We start from the raw sequence: 14,869 nt of genomic DNA on the forward strand, positions 1-14,869 counted from the left end.
CTTAATCCCTCCATTCCTTGCCGGTGAAGGCGATGAATACGTCTTCGAGGCTCATCTCGCGTATCGAGATTTGTTCGACTCGGAAGCCCCGATCCTTCGTGAAGCCGAATAAGTCATACAGCGTTTCCTCGGGCTGCGTCGTCCAGATCTTCAGCGTCGGACCTTCCCGATTTGCCCTTACGACGGCCGGATGGAGGAGCGCCATCTGCTCTGTCACCTCTGCCGCCTTCTCGCCGTCCATAAGCGATAGCCGCACCTCGCGTTCCTTCGTCAATCTGTCGATTAGCGCCGCAGGCGTGTCGAGCGATACAATCTTCCCTTGGTCGACAATGCAGACGCGGTCGCTAAGCTTCTCGGCTTCCTCCATATAGTGAGTCGTGAGAATGGTCGTCTTGCCAAGCCCCTTCAGCTTCAGGATGATGTCCCAAATATTGCGCCGAGCCTGCGGATCTAGCCCCGTTGTCGGTTCATCGAGGAAAATGACAGTCGGATCGTTTATCATAGCGAGGCCGATCGCGAGCCTCTGGCGCTGGCCGCCGGACAGCTTCTTCACATGCTTATTGCGTTGGTCGGTCATGTTAATCATCTCGAGTACGGTGGCTGTAGGCGTGGCTTTAGGGTAAAAGGAGGCGAATAAATCGAGGTTTTCCTCGACAGTCAATAAATCGAATAGAGCGCCGGACTGCGGCTGAACGCCGATCGTCATTTTGATTTGGTCGGCGTTGCGCTTCCAGTCGAGCGAGCCGAAGGCAACACTGCCTCTATCGGGCATCTGCAGCCCCTCAATCATCTCCAGCGTCGTCGTCTTGCCTGCACCGTTCGGGCCGATAATCGTAAATATTTCTCCGGCCTCGACCGAGAAGCTGATGTCCTCGACTGCCGTGACCGCTCCGAATGTTTTGTGCAAATGGTTGACTTCCAATACGGGCATAAGGCCTATCTCTCCTTCATGTTCGATTGGTTATACAGACCGATTGTAAAATAATCTAGCCCTTCCTCCCAGCGTCCGTAGGACGTTATTCGTCTCCGTCTGTGGGAGGAGTGGGTAGTAGGTTATGTATACTGTCTACCTCTCAAGAAGCAGATCGAGCTTCTTAGCCTCATGCTTCATTCTAAAGAGATCACCTTCAAGAAAATTTTGAGATTGCCGACTAATAAGGCTGATGCGACCACTGTTTTTAGTGTATTCCAAAAATTTCGAAACTGATATACTGGAAGGGGAATTCCATGGAATGAATTGTAACAAAACGAGTTAACCATACATGCAGTGCATGCATAGCCAAAGGGAAGTGGGTCTATGAAAAATATTTATTTAGTTAGACATTGCAAGGCAGAAGGGCAAGAACCAGATGCCTCTTTAACAAAGCAAGGACAAGAGGACGCAGCCGGCACTATTGTTGATTTTTTCAAGGATAAGAATATCGAAATCATTGTTTCAAGTCCTTTTGTGCGTGCAATAGATACGATTAAACCATTTTCAAAGATTGTTAAGAAAGAGATTCTAATTGATGAACGATTAAAGGAACGCGTTTTAAGTTCGATTGATCTTGATGATTGGCTAATAAAGTTAGAAGAAACCTATGATGATTTGGATATTAAGTTTGAAGGTGGAGAGTCGTCAAACGAAGCAATGAGAAGAGGACTAGAGGTAATCAAAGAGTTAATTGAGATGCCCGAGACTAATTTCGTAGTTGTAACTCATGGAGCACTATTATCACTTATTATTAAGTATTACAAAAAGGCGTTTGGATTTAAGGAATGGAAGACAATGAAAAACCCGGATATCTATTGTTTGGAAGTGAATGAGAAGGGGACTACGGTGCAAAATGCCAAGACAAATTACACTAGCTGATGGCAGAGTAGTTGAAGTTGAATGCTTAAGCTGCGCTTTGACTAGCGGCTTGATTGATCCAACAGGTGGAGTGATTTATGAATCAAGCCTATTTCACGTTCATCAAGATGTTGCGTATCCAATTAGAGGGTTAGTCATTTTAGCCTCAAAGAGACATCATTACGGCATGGATGAATTAACAGATGAAGAGCAACTTGAGTTTATTTCATTGATTCATAAAATCAGAAAGGAACAACGAAATCGATTAGGAATCGAAAAGGTCTACTACTTCTATAATGAAGACACTACACACCACTTTCACTTATGGATGGTTCCAAGATACGAGTGGATGTATCAATTAGGAAGTTCGGTAGAATCATTGAGACCCGTATTATTACACGCAAGGAATCATATGAACGACGAAGAGAATATGAAGAACGTAGTTGAAGGGATTAACATTCTAAAAGTTGGTATGAAGGATTTCAATTTGAAAATGAAACGATAACGAGGAGCTTTCATGAGACAAGTAACTGAGATATTCGAAATATTTATAATTTTTTTCTTTTTACAAATCCCTTTTTTGATAGCCTTCAATTTATTCAAGAAGAACAAACTTCTAACCAATATAAGATTCATAGCCATAACAGCATATGTTGTTGTCATTGTACAATTAACTTTATGGCCGACTGTCGCAGGGCAATTTCCAATTGGTTGGTCTGAAGTGACGTATAACTTTAAACCATTTCATAGTATCCTAGGATCATTGAATCATCCTTATTATCTTGTTGGAGTTAGAAATGTGCTCGGCAACTTTGTGCTTATCCTCCCTCTTGCTCTCTTCATTAAATTAAAAGGTACCATGAGAATACTATTGCTGGGGTTTGGAATTTCACTAGGTATTGAAGTCGTTCAAGCAATATTCACTATGTCGGGATTAATATTGAGACGATCTTTTGATGTGGATGACTTAATTCTTAATACATCAGGTTTCTATGCGGGATATCTAATAAGGGCAATAGCTATACAATTTGGCAAATTTAATCAGCCCTTGTTACGATGGATAAAAAATAGATATAAAAGGCGGTAGATGGGTTAACACGGGCCAGAAACAAGTGCTTGCCCGAATTGTTCAGGAATCAAGAGACGGTGGCATTCATGATGTATTAGTCTATTTAACTGATATGGATGGATTGAAGTTGATACAAGATAACCGTGGAAATGGCGAAGGAACCTTTTGGTTCGGAAATGTATTTTGATTGGGTTTGCCGGCGTGAAGGGGATCCATGGCCTGATTCAGACTAGAAAAATGGAGGTATTCAAATGAGCGAATTTAGTGAAAGTTATCATTTGTTTTCAAAGGATCAGAAAGAAGGAGTAGATCTTCTAAATAGAGCTGGGATAGGTGGATTTGTTTATCCAGAAGAAAATAACTGGGTTACGCTACTGCCCGAAGGAGAGATCTTTCATGAGAACAACAAATTGATCTCCAACAATACCGGAACTTTATTGCATTATATCTTTGCTGAGGATCATGGATGGCTTCTCAGTATATTTGAGAATAATACGATGACATTCCATTATGAATGTAATTGGGACACGGATGTAGAGAATAACTATAAAGAAATAGACAAGAATAAACTCATTGAATTAATAAATAGAAATCGTGAAGAACACAATCGTATAACGGTATTTGAAATCTCGAAGTTATTAAATATAAACAGTATGGAAGATATCTTTGAATTCGTTCCTGCTTACCAAGTGGCAGAATTGATTGGTTTGAAGCACTATGAGTGGTTGTCTTATGACAATATGGTGAGGGATATTGATGATCTAAAAGAGTCAGATCCTAATTTCGTTAAGGGTTTGATTATTGTAAGTAAATAATCATAAGACTTTACTCTTCGGGAGGACTAAAATTCATGGCTGCAAGTAAACGATCAGGCGAGGAATTAGTAGATGAATTTATGGATACGCTCGAGCATCCCTTAAAGGATGCCATTGTGGTAGTCCGTAGACTGATTTTGAAAGTAAATAAAAATATAACCGAACATATTAAGTGGAACGCACCTAGTTTTTGTATCAATAACGAGGATCGGATTACCTTTAACCTTCAGGGGAAAGGTTTTTTTCGACTTGTCTTTCATACAGGTGCCAAAGCGAAACAGAATACAGACATAAAGCCGCTTATAGAGGATCCTACCGGGTTACTAGAATGGGTTGCAGCTGACAGAGCAATTATAAAGTTGATGAATTTGAATGATGATGAGTTAAAGAAAGATGATCTAGTAAAAGTAGTCGCAAAATGGGTCGAAGTAACGGGTTAAAACTGTCTTGGTTATAGCGGTATACAAACCGACTACATTGCCTATTTAAGAACGTTGTAAGGATCTAACAGGATTAAAGGAGTCGGATTCATTGTGAATTTTCATCAGGTCCAAATGGGTAGCCTACCTTCGGTTTTGAAGATTTTCAGGAGAGCCAAAAGTGAACTGAAAAATCAGAAAAACGATCAGTGGAAGTGGATTTATCCTAATCGTTCCAATTACAAGGCTGATCTTAGGAACGGAAGCATGTATGGAATTTCGTACGGGGATGAATTAATTGCTGTAGTTACGCTTGATAATATGCAAAGTAAGCAGTATCAATTGATAAGTTGGAACGATAAAGATGGAAAACCATGCTGCATACACAGACTTGCAGTCGATCCGAGCCATCAAGGTAAAGGATTAGGTAAGGCCTTATTGCAGTATATAGAGAATTTCGCAATCCGAAACGGATACACAAGTGTACGTATTGATGTATACAAAATCAATGAAACTGCCAAAGCTCTGTACATACGAAATGGTTATGAAGAAAGAGGAGAAGTACGCTACCCTATGAGAAAGCATACTTATGTTACGATGGAGAAACAGTTGTGTAAGCTGTCCTAGCGCTGTCGTTAATGTAAATTGAAAACAAAGGAAAATGTGAATGAACTATCATTTATATCATTACTTTGAAATGGATTTAGGTCCCTTCAGGAATCTTTCTAAACTTAAATATGAGGAAGCAATAGAGATATTAAACCAGATCAAAAGAGAAGGGAACACCTTTGCAAGCAAAAGAACAGATGAATATATGAGTATTCGAAGGGGGCTTGAACAATTAGCTCGAGCTCAATTTATAGCAAAAGGTGGGTTCCCCAAAAATTCATACCCCCACTACATGACATTAGGTGAGTGTGATTGGCTAAAAACTTGGTATCAGAGACCAGGAGTAATTATAATACCGTGGGAAAAGTTCACAGATGAATCAATTAGTTTTACATACGGCGACCTGTTTCCCACAATGAGATTTCAAGATCAGAAACCATACCGTAAACAAGTTTATACCAAGAATGAAATCAAACAGATAATAAACCAATTCGGATTCCCACAGGAATGGAATAGGAACGGAGATAAAGGGCCGGAAAGATATATTGAGGCTCAAGTATGGGATGAAGATGTAATTAATGAGTTCTAATAAATTCTTTCAGAAACCATGTACCGTACAATAAGGGAGATACAATTATGAAAATCAAAGAAACAGGACTCGTATTATTTTTGGAAAATTATGAAGATAATGTCCATTTCTATACCGAGAAACTTGGTCTTACAATCAGAGAAAAAAAAGAAGGACTTACGAAACTTGATTTCGGCGGCAGCTATTTGATGGTTGAGAACAATGGAGTTTCAAATACTTCCGAAAAAAATAGAAGTCAAAATCCAACTGTAATAAGAATCGAAGTAGAGGATATTGATGAAGCAGTCGGAGAGCTAAAACATAGAGAAGTTCAAGTTGAAATACTTAAATTTAATTGGGGAACCATCGGAGTAATTATAGATCCTGAGGGAAATAGAATTGAATTAAAAAATTATGCTTAATAAAGGAGCTTTTACGTTGATGAGTCGCGAATACAATGTCCTAGACAGAACACCTACATTCACTGAATATAAAAAGCTCTGCGCAGCTGTTGGCTGGGAAGATTACATGAATTTTGAAGTTGCGGAGGATTCGCTAAAGCAATCGTTATTCGGCGTTGTTATTCAATATGGAGATGAGATCGTTGGAATGGGGAGAGTTGTCGGGGACGGCAAGATCTACTTCTATATTCAAGATATAGCCGTCAAACCTGAGCATCAAAATAAAGGTGTCGGCAATAAAATAATGGCTGCCATTCAAAAGTTCCTAAAGGAAAATGCACCGGAAAAATCATTTGTAGGATTGTTTGCGGCTAGCGGGAAAGAGTCTTTTTATAATAAATTCGGGTTTAATAAGCATGAAGGCATGACGGGCATGTTCGGAGTTGTTCATAATAGCGAATTGATGTGAATTCTTGAGAAATTTCCGTGAAAGGTTGAGCAGCCATGGAAGATCTAATTAGAAACGTGGATTGGTTGGAAAAGAGCAAGGCAGCGGATTCGCTGTTAGACAATAGCAGCTCGATTACTTTAATGCCTTTGGATGCGGGGCTTGAAGCGGAAGTAACAAAGATTTGCTCAGGCGATTCCAGCTATGTGCTTAAAGTATGGAATCGATCATCAAAGCCCAATGTTGGTAATCAGTACAGGCTGTTAGAGGCGCTCTACAATCAAGGAATACCCGTCTCGCAACCTCTAGGCTGGGGTATCGACAAAGAGATGAATCAGGTATTGTTGACAAGCTATGACGGGACTCCAATTAGGAAAGTAAATCAATCTTCCCTCAAAAAACTCGCGAAAATATTATCCAGCATACACAGCTATCCTTTAGAAAATTTGGATGCATCGATACTTCAGAGCTATGACTTTGTCGGTTATTTTTACCCGTCGATAGAAGAGCATTTGGATATAAAGGATTTACTGAATAAACTCTTGGAACGTAGCAGCTTCAAACAAGGCGCGCTCATTCATGGCGATTATAACTTGGGCAATATACTTGTGAACGAAGGGAAATATACGATTATCGATTGGACCAACGGCCAACTTGGAGATCCAAGGTACGATTTGGCGTGGTCCGTTGTTTTAATAAGGATTTATGTGGGGGAAAGGCATGGTTCTGTCTATGAATCGGCCTGTCTTACTGAAAGTGGATTCACCAAAGAAGAGCTAGAGCTATTCGAGGCCATCGCTTGCTTGAGGTGGATCTTGCTTAATCGAATTGCTGACGACCTGCCAAGAGGGAAGGACACCCTGGTAAGGGTGAAGAGCATTTTGAAGAACAATGTGTATTTAGATGAAAGCTTACTTATAGAGGTGAAGAAATGATTCGGATTATTGATATTAGGGAAAGACCAGATTTGCAAAAGGCCGCTGTTGATTATTTTTGGCAGCGATGGGGTTCGGATTCGAATCGGAACTTTTATCGGGATTGCATAGAAAGATCCTGTGATACACAGTGTGATGTTCCGAGATTTTATCTTGCACTTGAGGACGATCAAATCATTGGAGCATATGCGCTATTGAGAAGCGACTTGAATAGTAGACAAGATCTTTTTCCATGGTTTGCCTGTTTATTTGTAGAACCCGAGCATAGGGGGAAGAGAATAGGGGCACTTCTTCAGGATCATGCGATAGTCCAAGCAAGGCAGAAGGGGTATGAGCGTTTATATTTATGTACGGATCTAACTCATTATTATGAAAAAACGAACTGGAGCTATATAGGAAAGGGATACTCTATAAGTGATGATGAAACAAGGATTTATGAATATAAGGTAGGGGTGCCTAGTGACGATACTTATACGGACGGAAAATGAAAATGACCACGCTCAAGTGCACCAAGTTAATTTCACTGCTTTTGGCAATCGTGATGATGAAGCGGAATTGGTGGGACGCATAAGAACATCACCAAACTTTGTGCCGGAGCTCTCGATTGTTGCAGAAGAAAATGGCGTCATAATTGGACATGTACTACTCAGCAAAGCCGAAGTTACCCAGGGAGAGCAGCGTCATGATGTACTTGCTCTAGCGCCAATAGCAGTCAGCCCCAATTATCAGAAGCAAGGTGTAGGAAAACAACTTATTTTTGAAGGATTGCAGCGAGGCAAAGAGCTTGGCTATTCCATTGTCTTGCTAATCGGGCATCCGTCTTATTACCCGAGGTTTGGCTTCAAACCAGCCCGGCCGTACGGCTTAGAGTTAAAGCAATTCGAAGTGCCTGATGATGTTTTTATGGTATGTGAACTGCAAGAGGGTGCACTGAAGAGTATTAAAGGTGAGTTGAAATATCCAGGCGCCTTCTTCGGATAAAAAACGAAAAGCGAAGTGACCTAATATGACCATTCAAATAAGAGCGGCTGAATGCAATGAAATACCGATTGTTCATGAAGTCATGCGAGCATCTTTCGAAGAGTATCGAAACAAAATATTCCCGCCATCTGGAGCATTGATTGAAGAGATTGACGATATTCATAATAAAATAAGCGACAATGGCGGAGCAATCTTAGTGTGGAACGGTCAAACTCCTGTGGGGTCTGCTCAATACTACTTCTCAGAGGATTTTATGTACATCGGAAGAGTCGCCGTTATTACGGAAGCAAGAGGAATAGGAATCGGCAAAAAAATAATGAACTTTCTTGAAGAAAAGGCTTTAGAACACGCTATAGCAGAGGCAAGGATCGAAGTCAGACTATCCGTACCTCAAAATATCGAGTTTTATTCAAAACTAAACTATAAGGTAATAGAAGAGCATGAATATCCTCAAGGGACAGATAGATGGTACGTCATGAAGAAAAATCTGAGTGTACAGTAGGTGAGCCTACAAATAAAAAAGGGGAATAGACCAAATCAATGCAAAACCAACAGCTAACAGGCATCAAGGGATGGTTGTTTTTTTATGTGCTATTAACGATTTTTACGTTCTTCACTAATACAATGGGTATATTTCTGGAAACAACATTAATATTTCAATTGCATATAGAAGTAAATGCCGAAAGAATCTATGATGTGGTATCGTACCTGATCCTGAATATTCTAATCGTGATCTCATTGCTGGCTTTAATTAACAAGAAAGTTTATGCGCCAAGCCTTATAATTACGATTGAAGTTATCGGAATTATAGTGGGAATAGTTGATTTTTGTTTATCAAATAGAGATATATCAGAATTTATTGATTTGCTTATAGTCGTTATTTTAGGGATTGTATGGATTTTGTATTTTAAGCATTCAAAGAGAGTGAAATACACTTACCTTTAGAAGTAGTGGTAGCAAAATAGCGATTGGAACACACGGTAATGTGATGACGCTGATGATGGGGTATTTCGATGGACGGTCGAGGCGCGGTATGCAGGAATTTGTATGTTTTTATCGAATATAGTCACTCTTTAAATGATCAAACGAAGAGGGTGCACACGATAAAAAACCAAATATGGGGTCAAGGACGCAAGGGCCGGATCAAATTTCAAAGCTTGCTCGTGGCTTTGCTTGCGTTCACATTATTAGGCTCGACCATCATCTTAATGGCGGTGTCGATTCGCAAACAGAATGAGACACTAACTGCGACCATACTGCAGAGAAATTTCGAGGGTGCGCGGAATTTAACGATATCCGTGAATACGATTAAAGACCTTATGTTCCACGAGCTTGGCAGCACAGCTCACTATATAAGTGACGAGAAGATAACGATCGAGGATAATCCTCGAATGGTTGGCTCGATGCTTATGGGCAGCCGGCTATTCAACAGTGCGATGATCGTGGATGAATCCGGCATCGTACGGTTTTCGACGCCTGATTCAGGCTTTGTTTCCGGACAACAACTTGATGACGAGTTGCCGACGCATCCCGTTGGCATCCGAGGCCCTTACGTATCCGAAGCGTTTAATGCTCCGGACGGGCATCGGATGATTATGGCGGTTCATCCTCTCCGATCGCCAGGTCAGCAGTCTAGCGGATTCGTTGCCGGCTTGATCGATTTGCAGGGACGGAATGTGTTCACTGATATGTTCGACCATGCGATCAAGAGCAGTGTGGGAACGTTCGCCTATATCGTTGACAGCCAAGGGGAACTTCTGCTTAACCCAGACGTCCGTAGGGAGATCAATATCGTACCGGCTAGCATCATTAAAGAAACATTCAAAGACAGAAATTTGCGATCAGCCGTCATCGACAATCAACAAGGGGATGAGTACTTTGTCGGTTACTTGCAGGTTGTAGGAATAAATTGGGGGATCGTCTTCCAGTCCCCAACGGAGATCGTGAACGAAACGAAACAAACGATCATGAAAACACAGATCGCCTGGAGTGCGCCGTTTATATTGGTCATCTTGATACTGTCCTTATGGATGGCCCGGAGGCTAGCATCGCCCTTCGTTGCGTTGACAGCAACTGCCCGTAGGATTGCGGTAGGCGAAAGGGTGGATCGACCGCCGTTCAAGAGCCATTGGAATTACGAGGCTCACCACTTGGCCCTTGCAATGATGAAGGCGGTGCAAGGCCTGCAGAACGAAGCTGACAAGAAAAGCCTGCAGGCGCGAACGGATCATTTGACAGGACTCGCGAACCGTGCGGGATTAGAGGAATGGCTATCTCTCCATGATGGTGAAACAGACGGATATGCGCTAGCCGTTATCGACATCGACCATTTCAAAAGCGTAAATGACAAGTACGGGCATCACAAGGGAGACGAGACACTCGTCCATCTGGCACGTATTCTGGAGTCGGAATGCCGGAAGGAGGATCTCGTCTGCCGCTTGGGCGGTGAAGAATTCGTAGCCATACTGCCGATGGAAGCCCTCCGTGGAGGGACAGAGTTGGCTGAGCGTGTGCGCAGTAAGGTGGAAAGTGCCATCAGTCCCACTGGCAAGCCGATAACGGTATCGATTGGGGTGGCCCATTATCCTGAGCATGGCCGTGATTTCGAAGAGGTATTCCAAAGGGCGGATGAAGCGCTCTATGAAGCTAAGCGGATAGGACGAAATCGGACGATGGCAACAGCGGGATGATCGGGTAAGAAGGGAGACAATCAAATGACAACAATCTATATGGTCAGGCACGCTGAATCTCCATATATGGATGGTAGCGAAAGGACAAGAGGACTTTCTGTTGAAGGCAAGAAGAAGGCTCGACAAGCAGCAGATTTGTTAGTAAATGAAGGGATCAATCTGATTGTGTCCAGCCCGTACGCTCGAGCTAAACTCACGGTCGAAGGATTGGCTCATAAGCTAAACTTGGATATTATCGAGATTGAAGATTTAAGAGAGCGGCATTTTGCAGACGATGATTATAAGATTTCCGAAGAGGAGTTTGTGCCGGCGGTCAATCGTATGTTCGAAGATCCTAGTTATGCATTGCCGGGCGGCGAATCCAATTTGGTTTGTCAGAACAGGGCAGTCGCTGCGCTAAAAACTCTTTTGATAGAACATAATGGCAGCAAAATAGCGATTGGAACACACGGTAATGTGATGACGCTCATGATTGGGTATTTTGACTCGAGTTTTGGATTCGATTTCTTAATGCAAACCGATAAACCCGACGTGTATAAGCTTGAGTTTGAAGGCTTGGAATTAAAGGCAGTAACACGATTATGGCAAACCCTAAGGTTTGATGATAAGGATGCAGTAAAATGATTATGATTTTTTGCTAACCTCTCAGGATCGGAAATCCCGCTTACTGTTCACGCTTACTACAACGGTCTATAGGAAATGAACAGAACGAGAGAAGGTCAACTGAGCTTGAGTTCAATGAGCCCAGAAGAACTCGATATTAAATTATCAAGTACTAGGGTAGATCGATTTATCTGTATTTATTCTATTAAGAGGAACAAAATATTTATTAATGATATTCGCCTTTGAATGGGTTACAATTCCATTTGAGGGCTGTTTTTATTTAGCTGAAAAGGACGATATTGGTTGCCGTGATTCGTAATGTGATCACATGGTAAGGAAGGGATGCAATGAGAGCTAGAATAACGAAAGCGGATCTTGAATCGTCACAGCTCAGCTGGAAATGTATCGAACCCATGCTGCTCTCTGTTCGGGGCAAAGATTTAGCGTCGAAAGCAGCAGTCTATGACCAACTGAACGAAGGGCAGCGCGCTCTATATTTATTTTATGCTTTTCATAACCATGTCCATTCTGTCGCCGAGTTCTATTGGTTCGCAGCCTATTCGATTATTGAACTCAAGTCGTGGGACGGATTGAAAAACGGACTAAGGTATCTAAATAACATGGAGCTCGTGCAATTACTGGAGCAGATTGAGCGGCTAATTGAAAGTGAAAACAAGCTAGGCGAGCAATGGGCGATGCCCAATCCATCCGATATAGCGGTAGATAACGAATTATTTCAAGAAGCGGAGAAATTATTTTGTAGCTATAAATTAGCTGCCGAAGAGGCAATTGCTAAGTTGAACGGAATCATTCTTAGCAACCCGGATGACTTTATAGAGATGGAAACTGATTGAGCCATGAGGAAGGGACGAGGACATTGATTACTTATTCAGAGAACAAGACGCTTCATGCGTCGGAAGTAGCTGAAGTATTCAGAACTTCAGGCATTAAAAGACCTTACGAAGACCTAGGGCGAATCCAAAGGATGATAGATAATGCCGATATTACGATAAGCGCATGGGATGATAACAAGTTAATTGGGATTGCCAGAGCACTGACGGATTACTCCTATTGTTGCTACTTATCCGATCTAGCCGTAGATCAGAAATACCAGCATCAAGGAATCGGCAAAGCATTAGTTCGTAAACTGCAAGCCGTACTTGGAGATGAAACCTCACTCGTGTTGCTTTCAGCGCCCGGGGCAGTCGACTTCTATCCTCGAATCGGGTTCGAAAAATCGGAAAGAGCCTTCGTTATCGCTAGAAAGAAATAAAACATATGTGAGCGAATAGCCAAAATGAAAGGAAACCGACTGATTGACAGAAACCATGATATTAAGGGACAAGTTAATTGAGATCCTGCTGACAAAAGAGAACCTGCTCAGAGATCTACGCATCATACAAAAGTTAGGTCTTCCAAGTTGGTGCATAGCAGCGGGCTATGTGCGCAATCATGTATGGGATTACTTGCATGGCTATGTGGAAGCCACTCCGTTAAACGATGTGGATATTCTCTATTACGATTCGAACGATGTTGAGGAACAGGCAGAGAAGAGATGGGAATCTATCTTATTCGAGAATTACCCACAATACAATTGGTCGGTAAAAAACCAGGCTAGAATGCATCTTCGTAACCATGCAGAGCCATACCGCTCTGTAGAGGATGCGATGAAAAGATGGCCCGAGACGGTTACGGCCGTAGGAATATATCTGAATTCATACGACCAGATCGAAGTTATCACGCCGCATGGGTTAGATGATTTGTTCGGCCTTGTTATAAAGAGAAGCCCATATTTTCAGGATAAAAAATATTTCTATCGAAGAGTTGAGAGCAAGGGATGGCTTAAAACCTGGCCTCGGTTAAAGCTGATAGATGAATTTTAGGAGGATGATGTGGAATGGAGATGGAGAAGGCAAAATTGTCTGGGCCAACAATGGTGCTTCTTGTAAGAAGCATTGAAGAATCTGTAGCCTTTTATCAAAAAATTGGATTTCAGTATGAGTTGGTAGGCGGACCGGAGGTGCAGCATGTGCATATGTCGAGGGATTCGGTAACGTTCATCCTTCATCAAGCGAAGAAGGTGGAGGATGTTAGACCATTCTCCTCCGTACGGGGGGGCTTATACTTCGATGCATTTTGTTACACGGATGTGCGTGCATTGTTGGAAGAGGTTCAAGCTGCGGGAGTCACTGTAGTCAGAGGGCCAGACCTTAATGAATTCTTTAGCGAATTTACAATCGAAGACGTGGACGGTTATCGGATTGCCTTTGGCGGGTAGTCATGTTGAAGCATGAGGTGAACGAGAGACAATGATTAAAGCGTTGATTTTTGATTTTGACGGCACAATTATTGATACCGAGACACCGTGGTACTTCGCTTTCCAAGAGGTATACGGTAATTATGGGCTAGAGCTTCCGTTAGCGTTATGGGGCAAGTGCATTGGAACAACATTCGCAGAGTTCGATCCTTATGAGTATTTAGAGCAGTGTTTGAACAGACCCATTGATCGCGACGACATTACAACTAGATCGAAAGAGTACTACAAGAAGCATATGGACAAGCAAGAGCTGCGTGAGGGCGTTCGGGACTACCTATCACTGGCTAAGCTTAAGGGGCTTCGCATTGCGATCGCCTCCAGCTCTTCGCTGGGATGGATTCAAAGGTATTTGGAAAAATACGAGCTCGACGATTCATTCGACATCATCGTTGCCAGAGATCATGTTGGGCAAGTGAAGCCTAACCCGGAACTGTATTTGAAGGCAATCGAACTGCTTGGCATCGAACCGACGGAAGCCATAGCGATTGAGGATTCGTTGAATGGCCTTAAAGCTGCGAAGGCTGCTGGGCTCTATTGCGTTGTTACGCCGAATGACGTAACGAAAACGATGAATTTTGAAAATCACGATGTGCGGGTTGATTCTCTGAACCAATTGAGCTTAGATCGATTGCTTGCTACATTCCGTTAATGGACAGGAGGCATGAGTCGCGTGGTTGTTGATACGAATGTTGTTATTAAAAAAGCGGTTCCTGAGGATGCAGCAATTATACTGGATTTATGGCAGACCTCTGCGAGGTGGCTGTTAGCGAACGGCATTAAACAGTGGCGGCCGGAGCACTTTCATCTTGAGAAAGTTTTCAAGTTTATGAACGATGGCTCGAATATGTATTTGGCAGAAATGAATGGAGTGGCAGTAGGAACTTATGTGATTACATGGGCGGATCCTAACATCTGGCAAGAGCTCGATAGTAAGGATGCGGGCTATATTCACAAGTTTGCAGTGAATAGGGACTATAAAGGCGCAGGAATTGGCAGTTATCTGATACGTTGTGCGGAAGAACAGATACGACAGAGCGGACGCTCTTTGGTCAGGCTCGACTGTATGGCGGCTAATCCCAGGCTTAATCAATATTATCGTGATCTAGGGTTCAGTTATGTGAGAAGCATTGATGGCGAAGGCTGGAGCGCTAACCTGTACGAGAAGAAGTAAGGAAGATACATA

25 protein-coding genes are annotated in these 14,869 nt (G+C 42.4%); 24 read left to right on the top strand and 1 reads right to left on the bottom strand.

Going from position 1 to position 14,869, the window contains the following annotated elements; translation table 11 throughout:
• Nucleotide 1 precedes the first annotated feature (1 nt).
• The gene (locus J2T14_RS10840) at nt 2-931 is read right to left on the bottom strand and encodes an ABC transporter ATP-binding protein (RefSeq protein ID WP_307470636.1); all 930 of its coding nucleotides are present in this window, start codon (nt 929-931) and stop codon (nt 2-4) included.
• A gap of 366 nt (nt 932-1,297) precedes the next feature.
• On the opposite strand from J2T14_RS10840, the gene J2T14_RS10845 reads away from it, so the two are divergent.
• The 24 genes from J2T14_RS10845 to J2T14_RS10955 all read left to right on the top strand — a co-directional run bounded on the left by J2T14_RS10845 (nt 1,298) and on the right by J2T14_RS10955 (nt 14,857).
• Entirely contained in the window at nt 1,298-1,852 is a 555-nt protein-coding gene (locus J2T14_RS10845) for a histidine phosphatase family protein (RefSeq protein WP_307203209.1), read from the top strand.
• Nucleotides 1,827-2,336: an HIT family protein gene (locus J2T14_RS10850; protein ID WP_307470638.1), complete on the top strand. Its 510-nt coding sequence runs from the start codon at nt 1,827-1,829 to the stop codon at nt 2,334-2,336. The genes J2T14_RS10845 and J2T14_RS10850 overlap by 26 nt, the downstream gene beginning before the upstream one ends.
• A 12-nt stretch (nt 2,337-2,348) precedes the next feature.
• Nucleotides 2,349-2,918 carry a VanZ family protein gene (locus tag J2T14_RS10855; protein WP_307470641.1) on the top strand — a complete coding sequence of 190 codons (570 nt, stop codon included), beginning with the start codon at nt 2,349-2,351 and terminating at the stop codon, nt 2,916-2,918.
• A 25-nt stretch (nt 2,919-2,943) separates the two neighbouring features.
• Nucleotides 2,944-3,087, top strand: a complete 144-nt coding sequence (locus J2T14_RS10860) for a DUF6547 family protein (RefSeq protein ID WP_307470643.1) — start codon at nt 2,944-2,946, stop codon at nt 3,085-3,087.
• Entirely contained in the window at nt 3,077-3,133 is a 57-nt protein-coding gene (locus J2T14_RS10865; RefSeq protein WP_307471924.1) for a hypothetical protein, read from the top strand. The genes J2T14_RS10860 and J2T14_RS10865 overlap by 11 nt, the downstream gene beginning before the upstream one ends.
• Nucleotides 3,134-3,151: 18 nt before the next feature.
• Complete coding sequence (locus tag J2T14_RS10870; RefSeq protein WP_307470646.1) at nt 3,152-3,715, top strand: hypothetical protein; 564 nt, start codon at nt 3,152-3,154, stop codon at nt 3,713-3,715.
• A 35-nt stretch (nt 3,716-3,750) separates the two neighbouring features.
• On the top strand, nt 3,751-4,155 hold the full coding sequence (locus J2T14_RS10875; protein WP_307470649.1) for a DUF1801 domain-containing protein: 405 nt from the start codon (nt 3,751-3,753) through the stop codon (nt 4,153-4,155).
• 93 nt (nt 4,156-4,248) lie between these two features.
• A complete protein-coding gene (locus tag J2T14_RS10880) occupies nt 4,249-4,761 on the top strand; it encodes a GNAT family N-acetyltransferase (protein ID WP_307470651.1) in 513 nt (170 codons plus the stop codon).
• Nucleotides 4,762-4,801: 40 nt separating this feature from the next.
• Nucleotides 4,802-5,332, top strand: coding sequence for a hypothetical protein (locus tag J2T14_RS10885; protein WP_307470654.1), 531 nt, complete (start codon nt 4,802-4,804; stop codon nt 5,330-5,332).
• A gap of 47 nt (nt 5,333-5,379) precedes the next feature.
• Nucleotides 5,380-5,733 carry a VOC family protein gene (locus J2T14_RS10890; RefSeq protein ID WP_307470657.1) on the top strand — a complete coding sequence of 118 codons (354 nt, stop codon included), beginning with the start codon at nt 5,380-5,382 and terminating at the stop codon, nt 5,731-5,733.
• A 19-nt stretch (nt 5,734-5,752) separates the two neighbouring features.
• Nucleotides 5,753-6,181, top strand: a complete 429-nt coding sequence (locus J2T14_RS10895; RefSeq protein ID WP_307203189.1) for a GNAT family N-acetyltransferase — start codon at nt 5,753-5,755, stop codon at nt 6,179-6,181.
• 35 nt (nt 6,182-6,216) lie between these two features.
• Entirely contained in the window at nt 6,217-7,095 is an 879-nt protein-coding gene (locus tag J2T14_RS10900; protein ID WP_307470659.1) for an aminoglycoside phosphotransferase family protein, read from the top strand.
• Nucleotides 7,092-7,583 (top strand): GNAT family N-acetyltransferase, encoded by a 492-nt coding sequence (locus tag J2T14_RS10905; RefSeq protein WP_307470663.1) that lies wholly within the window; start codon nt 7,092-7,094, stop codon nt 7,581-7,583. Before J2T14_RS10900 ends, J2T14_RS10905 begins: the two co-directional genes overlap by 4 nt.
• Nucleotides 7,555-8,076, top strand: coding sequence for a GNAT family N-acetyltransferase (locus J2T14_RS10910; protein ID WP_307470665.1), 522 nt, complete (start codon nt 7,555-7,557; stop codon nt 8,074-8,076). The genes J2T14_RS10905 and J2T14_RS10910 overlap by 29 nt, the downstream gene beginning before the upstream one ends.
• A 25-nt stretch (nt 8,077-8,101) precedes the next feature.
• Complete coding sequence (locus tag J2T14_RS10915) at nt 8,102-8,578, top strand: GNAT family N-acetyltransferase (RefSeq protein WP_307470668.1); 477 nt, start codon at nt 8,102-8,104, stop codon at nt 8,576-8,578.
• Nucleotides 8,579-8,616: 38 nt separating this feature from the next.
• A complete protein-coding gene (locus J2T14_RS30855) occupies nt 8,617-9,021 on the top strand; it encodes a DUF2569 family protein (protein WP_373458139.1) in 405 nt (134 codons plus the stop codon).
• 68 nt (nt 9,022-9,089) lie between these two features.
• Nucleotides 9,090-10,766 carry a sensor domain-containing diguanylate cyclase gene (locus J2T14_RS10920; RefSeq protein WP_307470671.1) on the top strand — a complete coding sequence of 559 codons (1,677 nt, stop codon included), beginning with the start codon at nt 9,090-9,092 and terminating at the stop codon, nt 10,764-10,766.
• A gap of 24 nt (nt 10,767-10,790) precedes the next feature.
• The gene (locus J2T14_RS10925; RefSeq protein WP_307470673.1) at nt 10,791-11,390 is read left to right on the top strand and encodes a histidine phosphatase family protein; all 600 of its coding nucleotides are present in this window, start codon (nt 10,791-10,793) and stop codon (nt 11,388-11,390) included.
• Between the two features lie 326 nt (nt 11,391-11,716).
• Nucleotides 11,717-12,223, top strand: a complete 507-nt coding sequence (locus tag J2T14_RS10930) for a hypothetical protein (RefSeq protein ID WP_307470676.1) — start codon at nt 11,717-11,719, stop codon at nt 12,221-12,223.
• A gap of 23 nt (nt 12,224-12,246) precedes the next feature.
• Nucleotides 12,247-12,642, top strand: coding sequence for a GNAT family N-acetyltransferase (locus J2T14_RS10935; protein WP_307470680.1), 396 nt, complete (start codon nt 12,247-12,249; stop codon nt 12,640-12,642).
• A 43-nt stretch (nt 12,643-12,685) separates the two neighbouring features.
• Nucleotides 12,686-13,252, top strand: a complete 567-nt coding sequence (locus J2T14_RS10940) for a nucleotidyltransferase family protein (RefSeq protein WP_307203172.1) — start codon at nt 12,686-12,688, stop codon at nt 13,250-13,252.
• Between the two features lie 14 nt (nt 13,253-13,266).
• Nucleotides 13,267-13,647, top strand: coding sequence for a VOC family protein (locus J2T14_RS10945; protein ID WP_307470682.1), 381 nt, complete (start codon nt 13,267-13,269; stop codon nt 13,645-13,647).
• 31 nt (nt 13,648-13,678) lie between these two features.
• Nucleotides 13,679-14,335 (top strand): HAD family hydrolase, encoded by a 657-nt coding sequence (locus tag J2T14_RS10950; protein WP_307470685.1) that lies wholly within the window; start codon nt 13,679-13,681, stop codon nt 14,333-14,335.
• Nucleotides 14,336-14,356: 21 nt separating this feature from the next.
• Nucleotides 14,357-14,857, top strand: coding sequence for a GNAT family N-acetyltransferase (locus tag J2T14_RS10955; RefSeq protein ID WP_307470687.1), 501 nt, complete (start codon nt 14,357-14,359; stop codon nt 14,855-14,857).
• Nucleotides 14,858-14,869 lie beyond the last annotated feature (12 nt).

The organism is Paenibacillus harenae (genome assembly GCF_030812415.1).
Lineage (GTDB): Bacteria > Bacillota > Bacilli > Paenibacillales > Paenibacillaceae > Pristimantibacillus > Pristimantibacillus harenae_A.

What these genes read in the sequence shown, in the direction of transcription:
- J2T14_RS10875 (WP_307470649.1), top strand. Translation starts at nt 3,751, where the DNA reads ATGGCTGCAAGTAAACGATCAGGCGAGGAATTAGTAGATGAATTTATG.
- J2T14_RS10845 (WP_307203209.1), top strand. Translation starts at nt 1,298, where the DNA reads ATGAAAAATATTTATTTAGTTAGACATTGCAAGGCAGAAGGGCAAGAA.
- J2T14_RS10885 (WP_307470654.1), top strand. Translation starts at nt 4,802, where the DNA reads ATGAACTATCATTTATATCATTACTTTGAAATGGATTTAGGTCCCTTC.
- J2T14_RS10850 (WP_307470638.1), top strand. Translation starts at nt 1,827, where the DNA reads ATGCCAAGACAAATTACACTAGCTGATGGCAGAGTAGTTGAAGTTGAA.
- J2T14_RS30855 (WP_373458139.1), top strand. Translation starts at nt 8,617, where the DNA reads ATGCAAAACCAACAGCTAACAGGCATCAAGGGATGGTTGTTTTTTTAT.
- J2T14_RS10945 (WP_307470682.1), top strand. Translation starts at nt 13,267, where the DNA reads ATGGAGATGGAGAAGGCAAAATTGTCTGGGCCAACAATGGTGCTTCTT.
- J2T14_RS10925 (WP_307470673.1), top strand. Translation starts at nt 10,791, where the DNA reads ATGACAACAATCTATATGGTCAGGCACGCTGAATCTCCATATATGGAT.
- J2T14_RS10915 (WP_307470668.1), top strand. Translation starts at nt 8,102, where the DNA reads ATGACCATTCAAATAAGAGCGGCTGAATGCAATGAAATACCGATTGTT.
- J2T14_RS10870 (WP_307470646.1), top strand. Translation starts at nt 3,152, where the DNA reads ATGAGCGAATTTAGTGAAAGTTATCATTTGTTTTCAAAGGATCAGAAA.
- J2T14_RS10950 (WP_307470685.1), top strand. Translation starts at nt 13,679, where the DNA reads ATGATTAAAGCGTTGATTTTTGATTTTGACGGCACAATTATTGATACC.
- J2T14_RS10840 (WP_307470636.1), bottom strand. Translation starts at nt 931, where the DNA reads ATGCCCGTATTGGAAGTCAACCATTTGCACAAAACATTCGGAGCGGTC.
- J2T14_RS10895 (WP_307203189.1), top strand. Translation starts at nt 5,753, where the DNA reads ATGAGTCGCGAATACAATGTCCTAGACAGAACACCTACATTCACTGAA.
- J2T14_RS10905 (WP_307470663.1), top strand. Translation starts at nt 7,092, where the DNA reads ATGATTCGGATTATTGATATTAGGGAAAGACCAGATTTGCAAAAGGCC.
- J2T14_RS10855 (WP_307470641.1), top strand. Translation starts at nt 2,349, where the DNA reads ATGAGACAAGTAACTGAGATATTCGAAATATTTATAATTTTTTTCTTT.
- J2T14_RS10900 (WP_307470659.1), top strand. Translation starts at nt 6,217, where the DNA reads ATGGAAGATCTAATTAGAAACGTGGATTGGTTGGAAAAGAGCAAGGCA.
- J2T14_RS10890 (WP_307470657.1), top strand. Translation starts at nt 5,380, where the DNA reads ATGAAAATCAAAGAAACAGGACTCGTATTATTTTTGGAAAATTATGAA.
- J2T14_RS10930 (WP_307470676.1), top strand. Translation starts at nt 11,717, where the DNA reads ATGAGAGCTAGAATAACGAAAGCGGATCTTGAATCGTCACAGCTCAGC.
- J2T14_RS10920 (WP_307470671.1), top strand. Translation starts at nt 9,090, where the DNA reads ATGGACGGTCGAGGCGCGGTATGCAGGAATTTGTATGTTTTTATCGAA.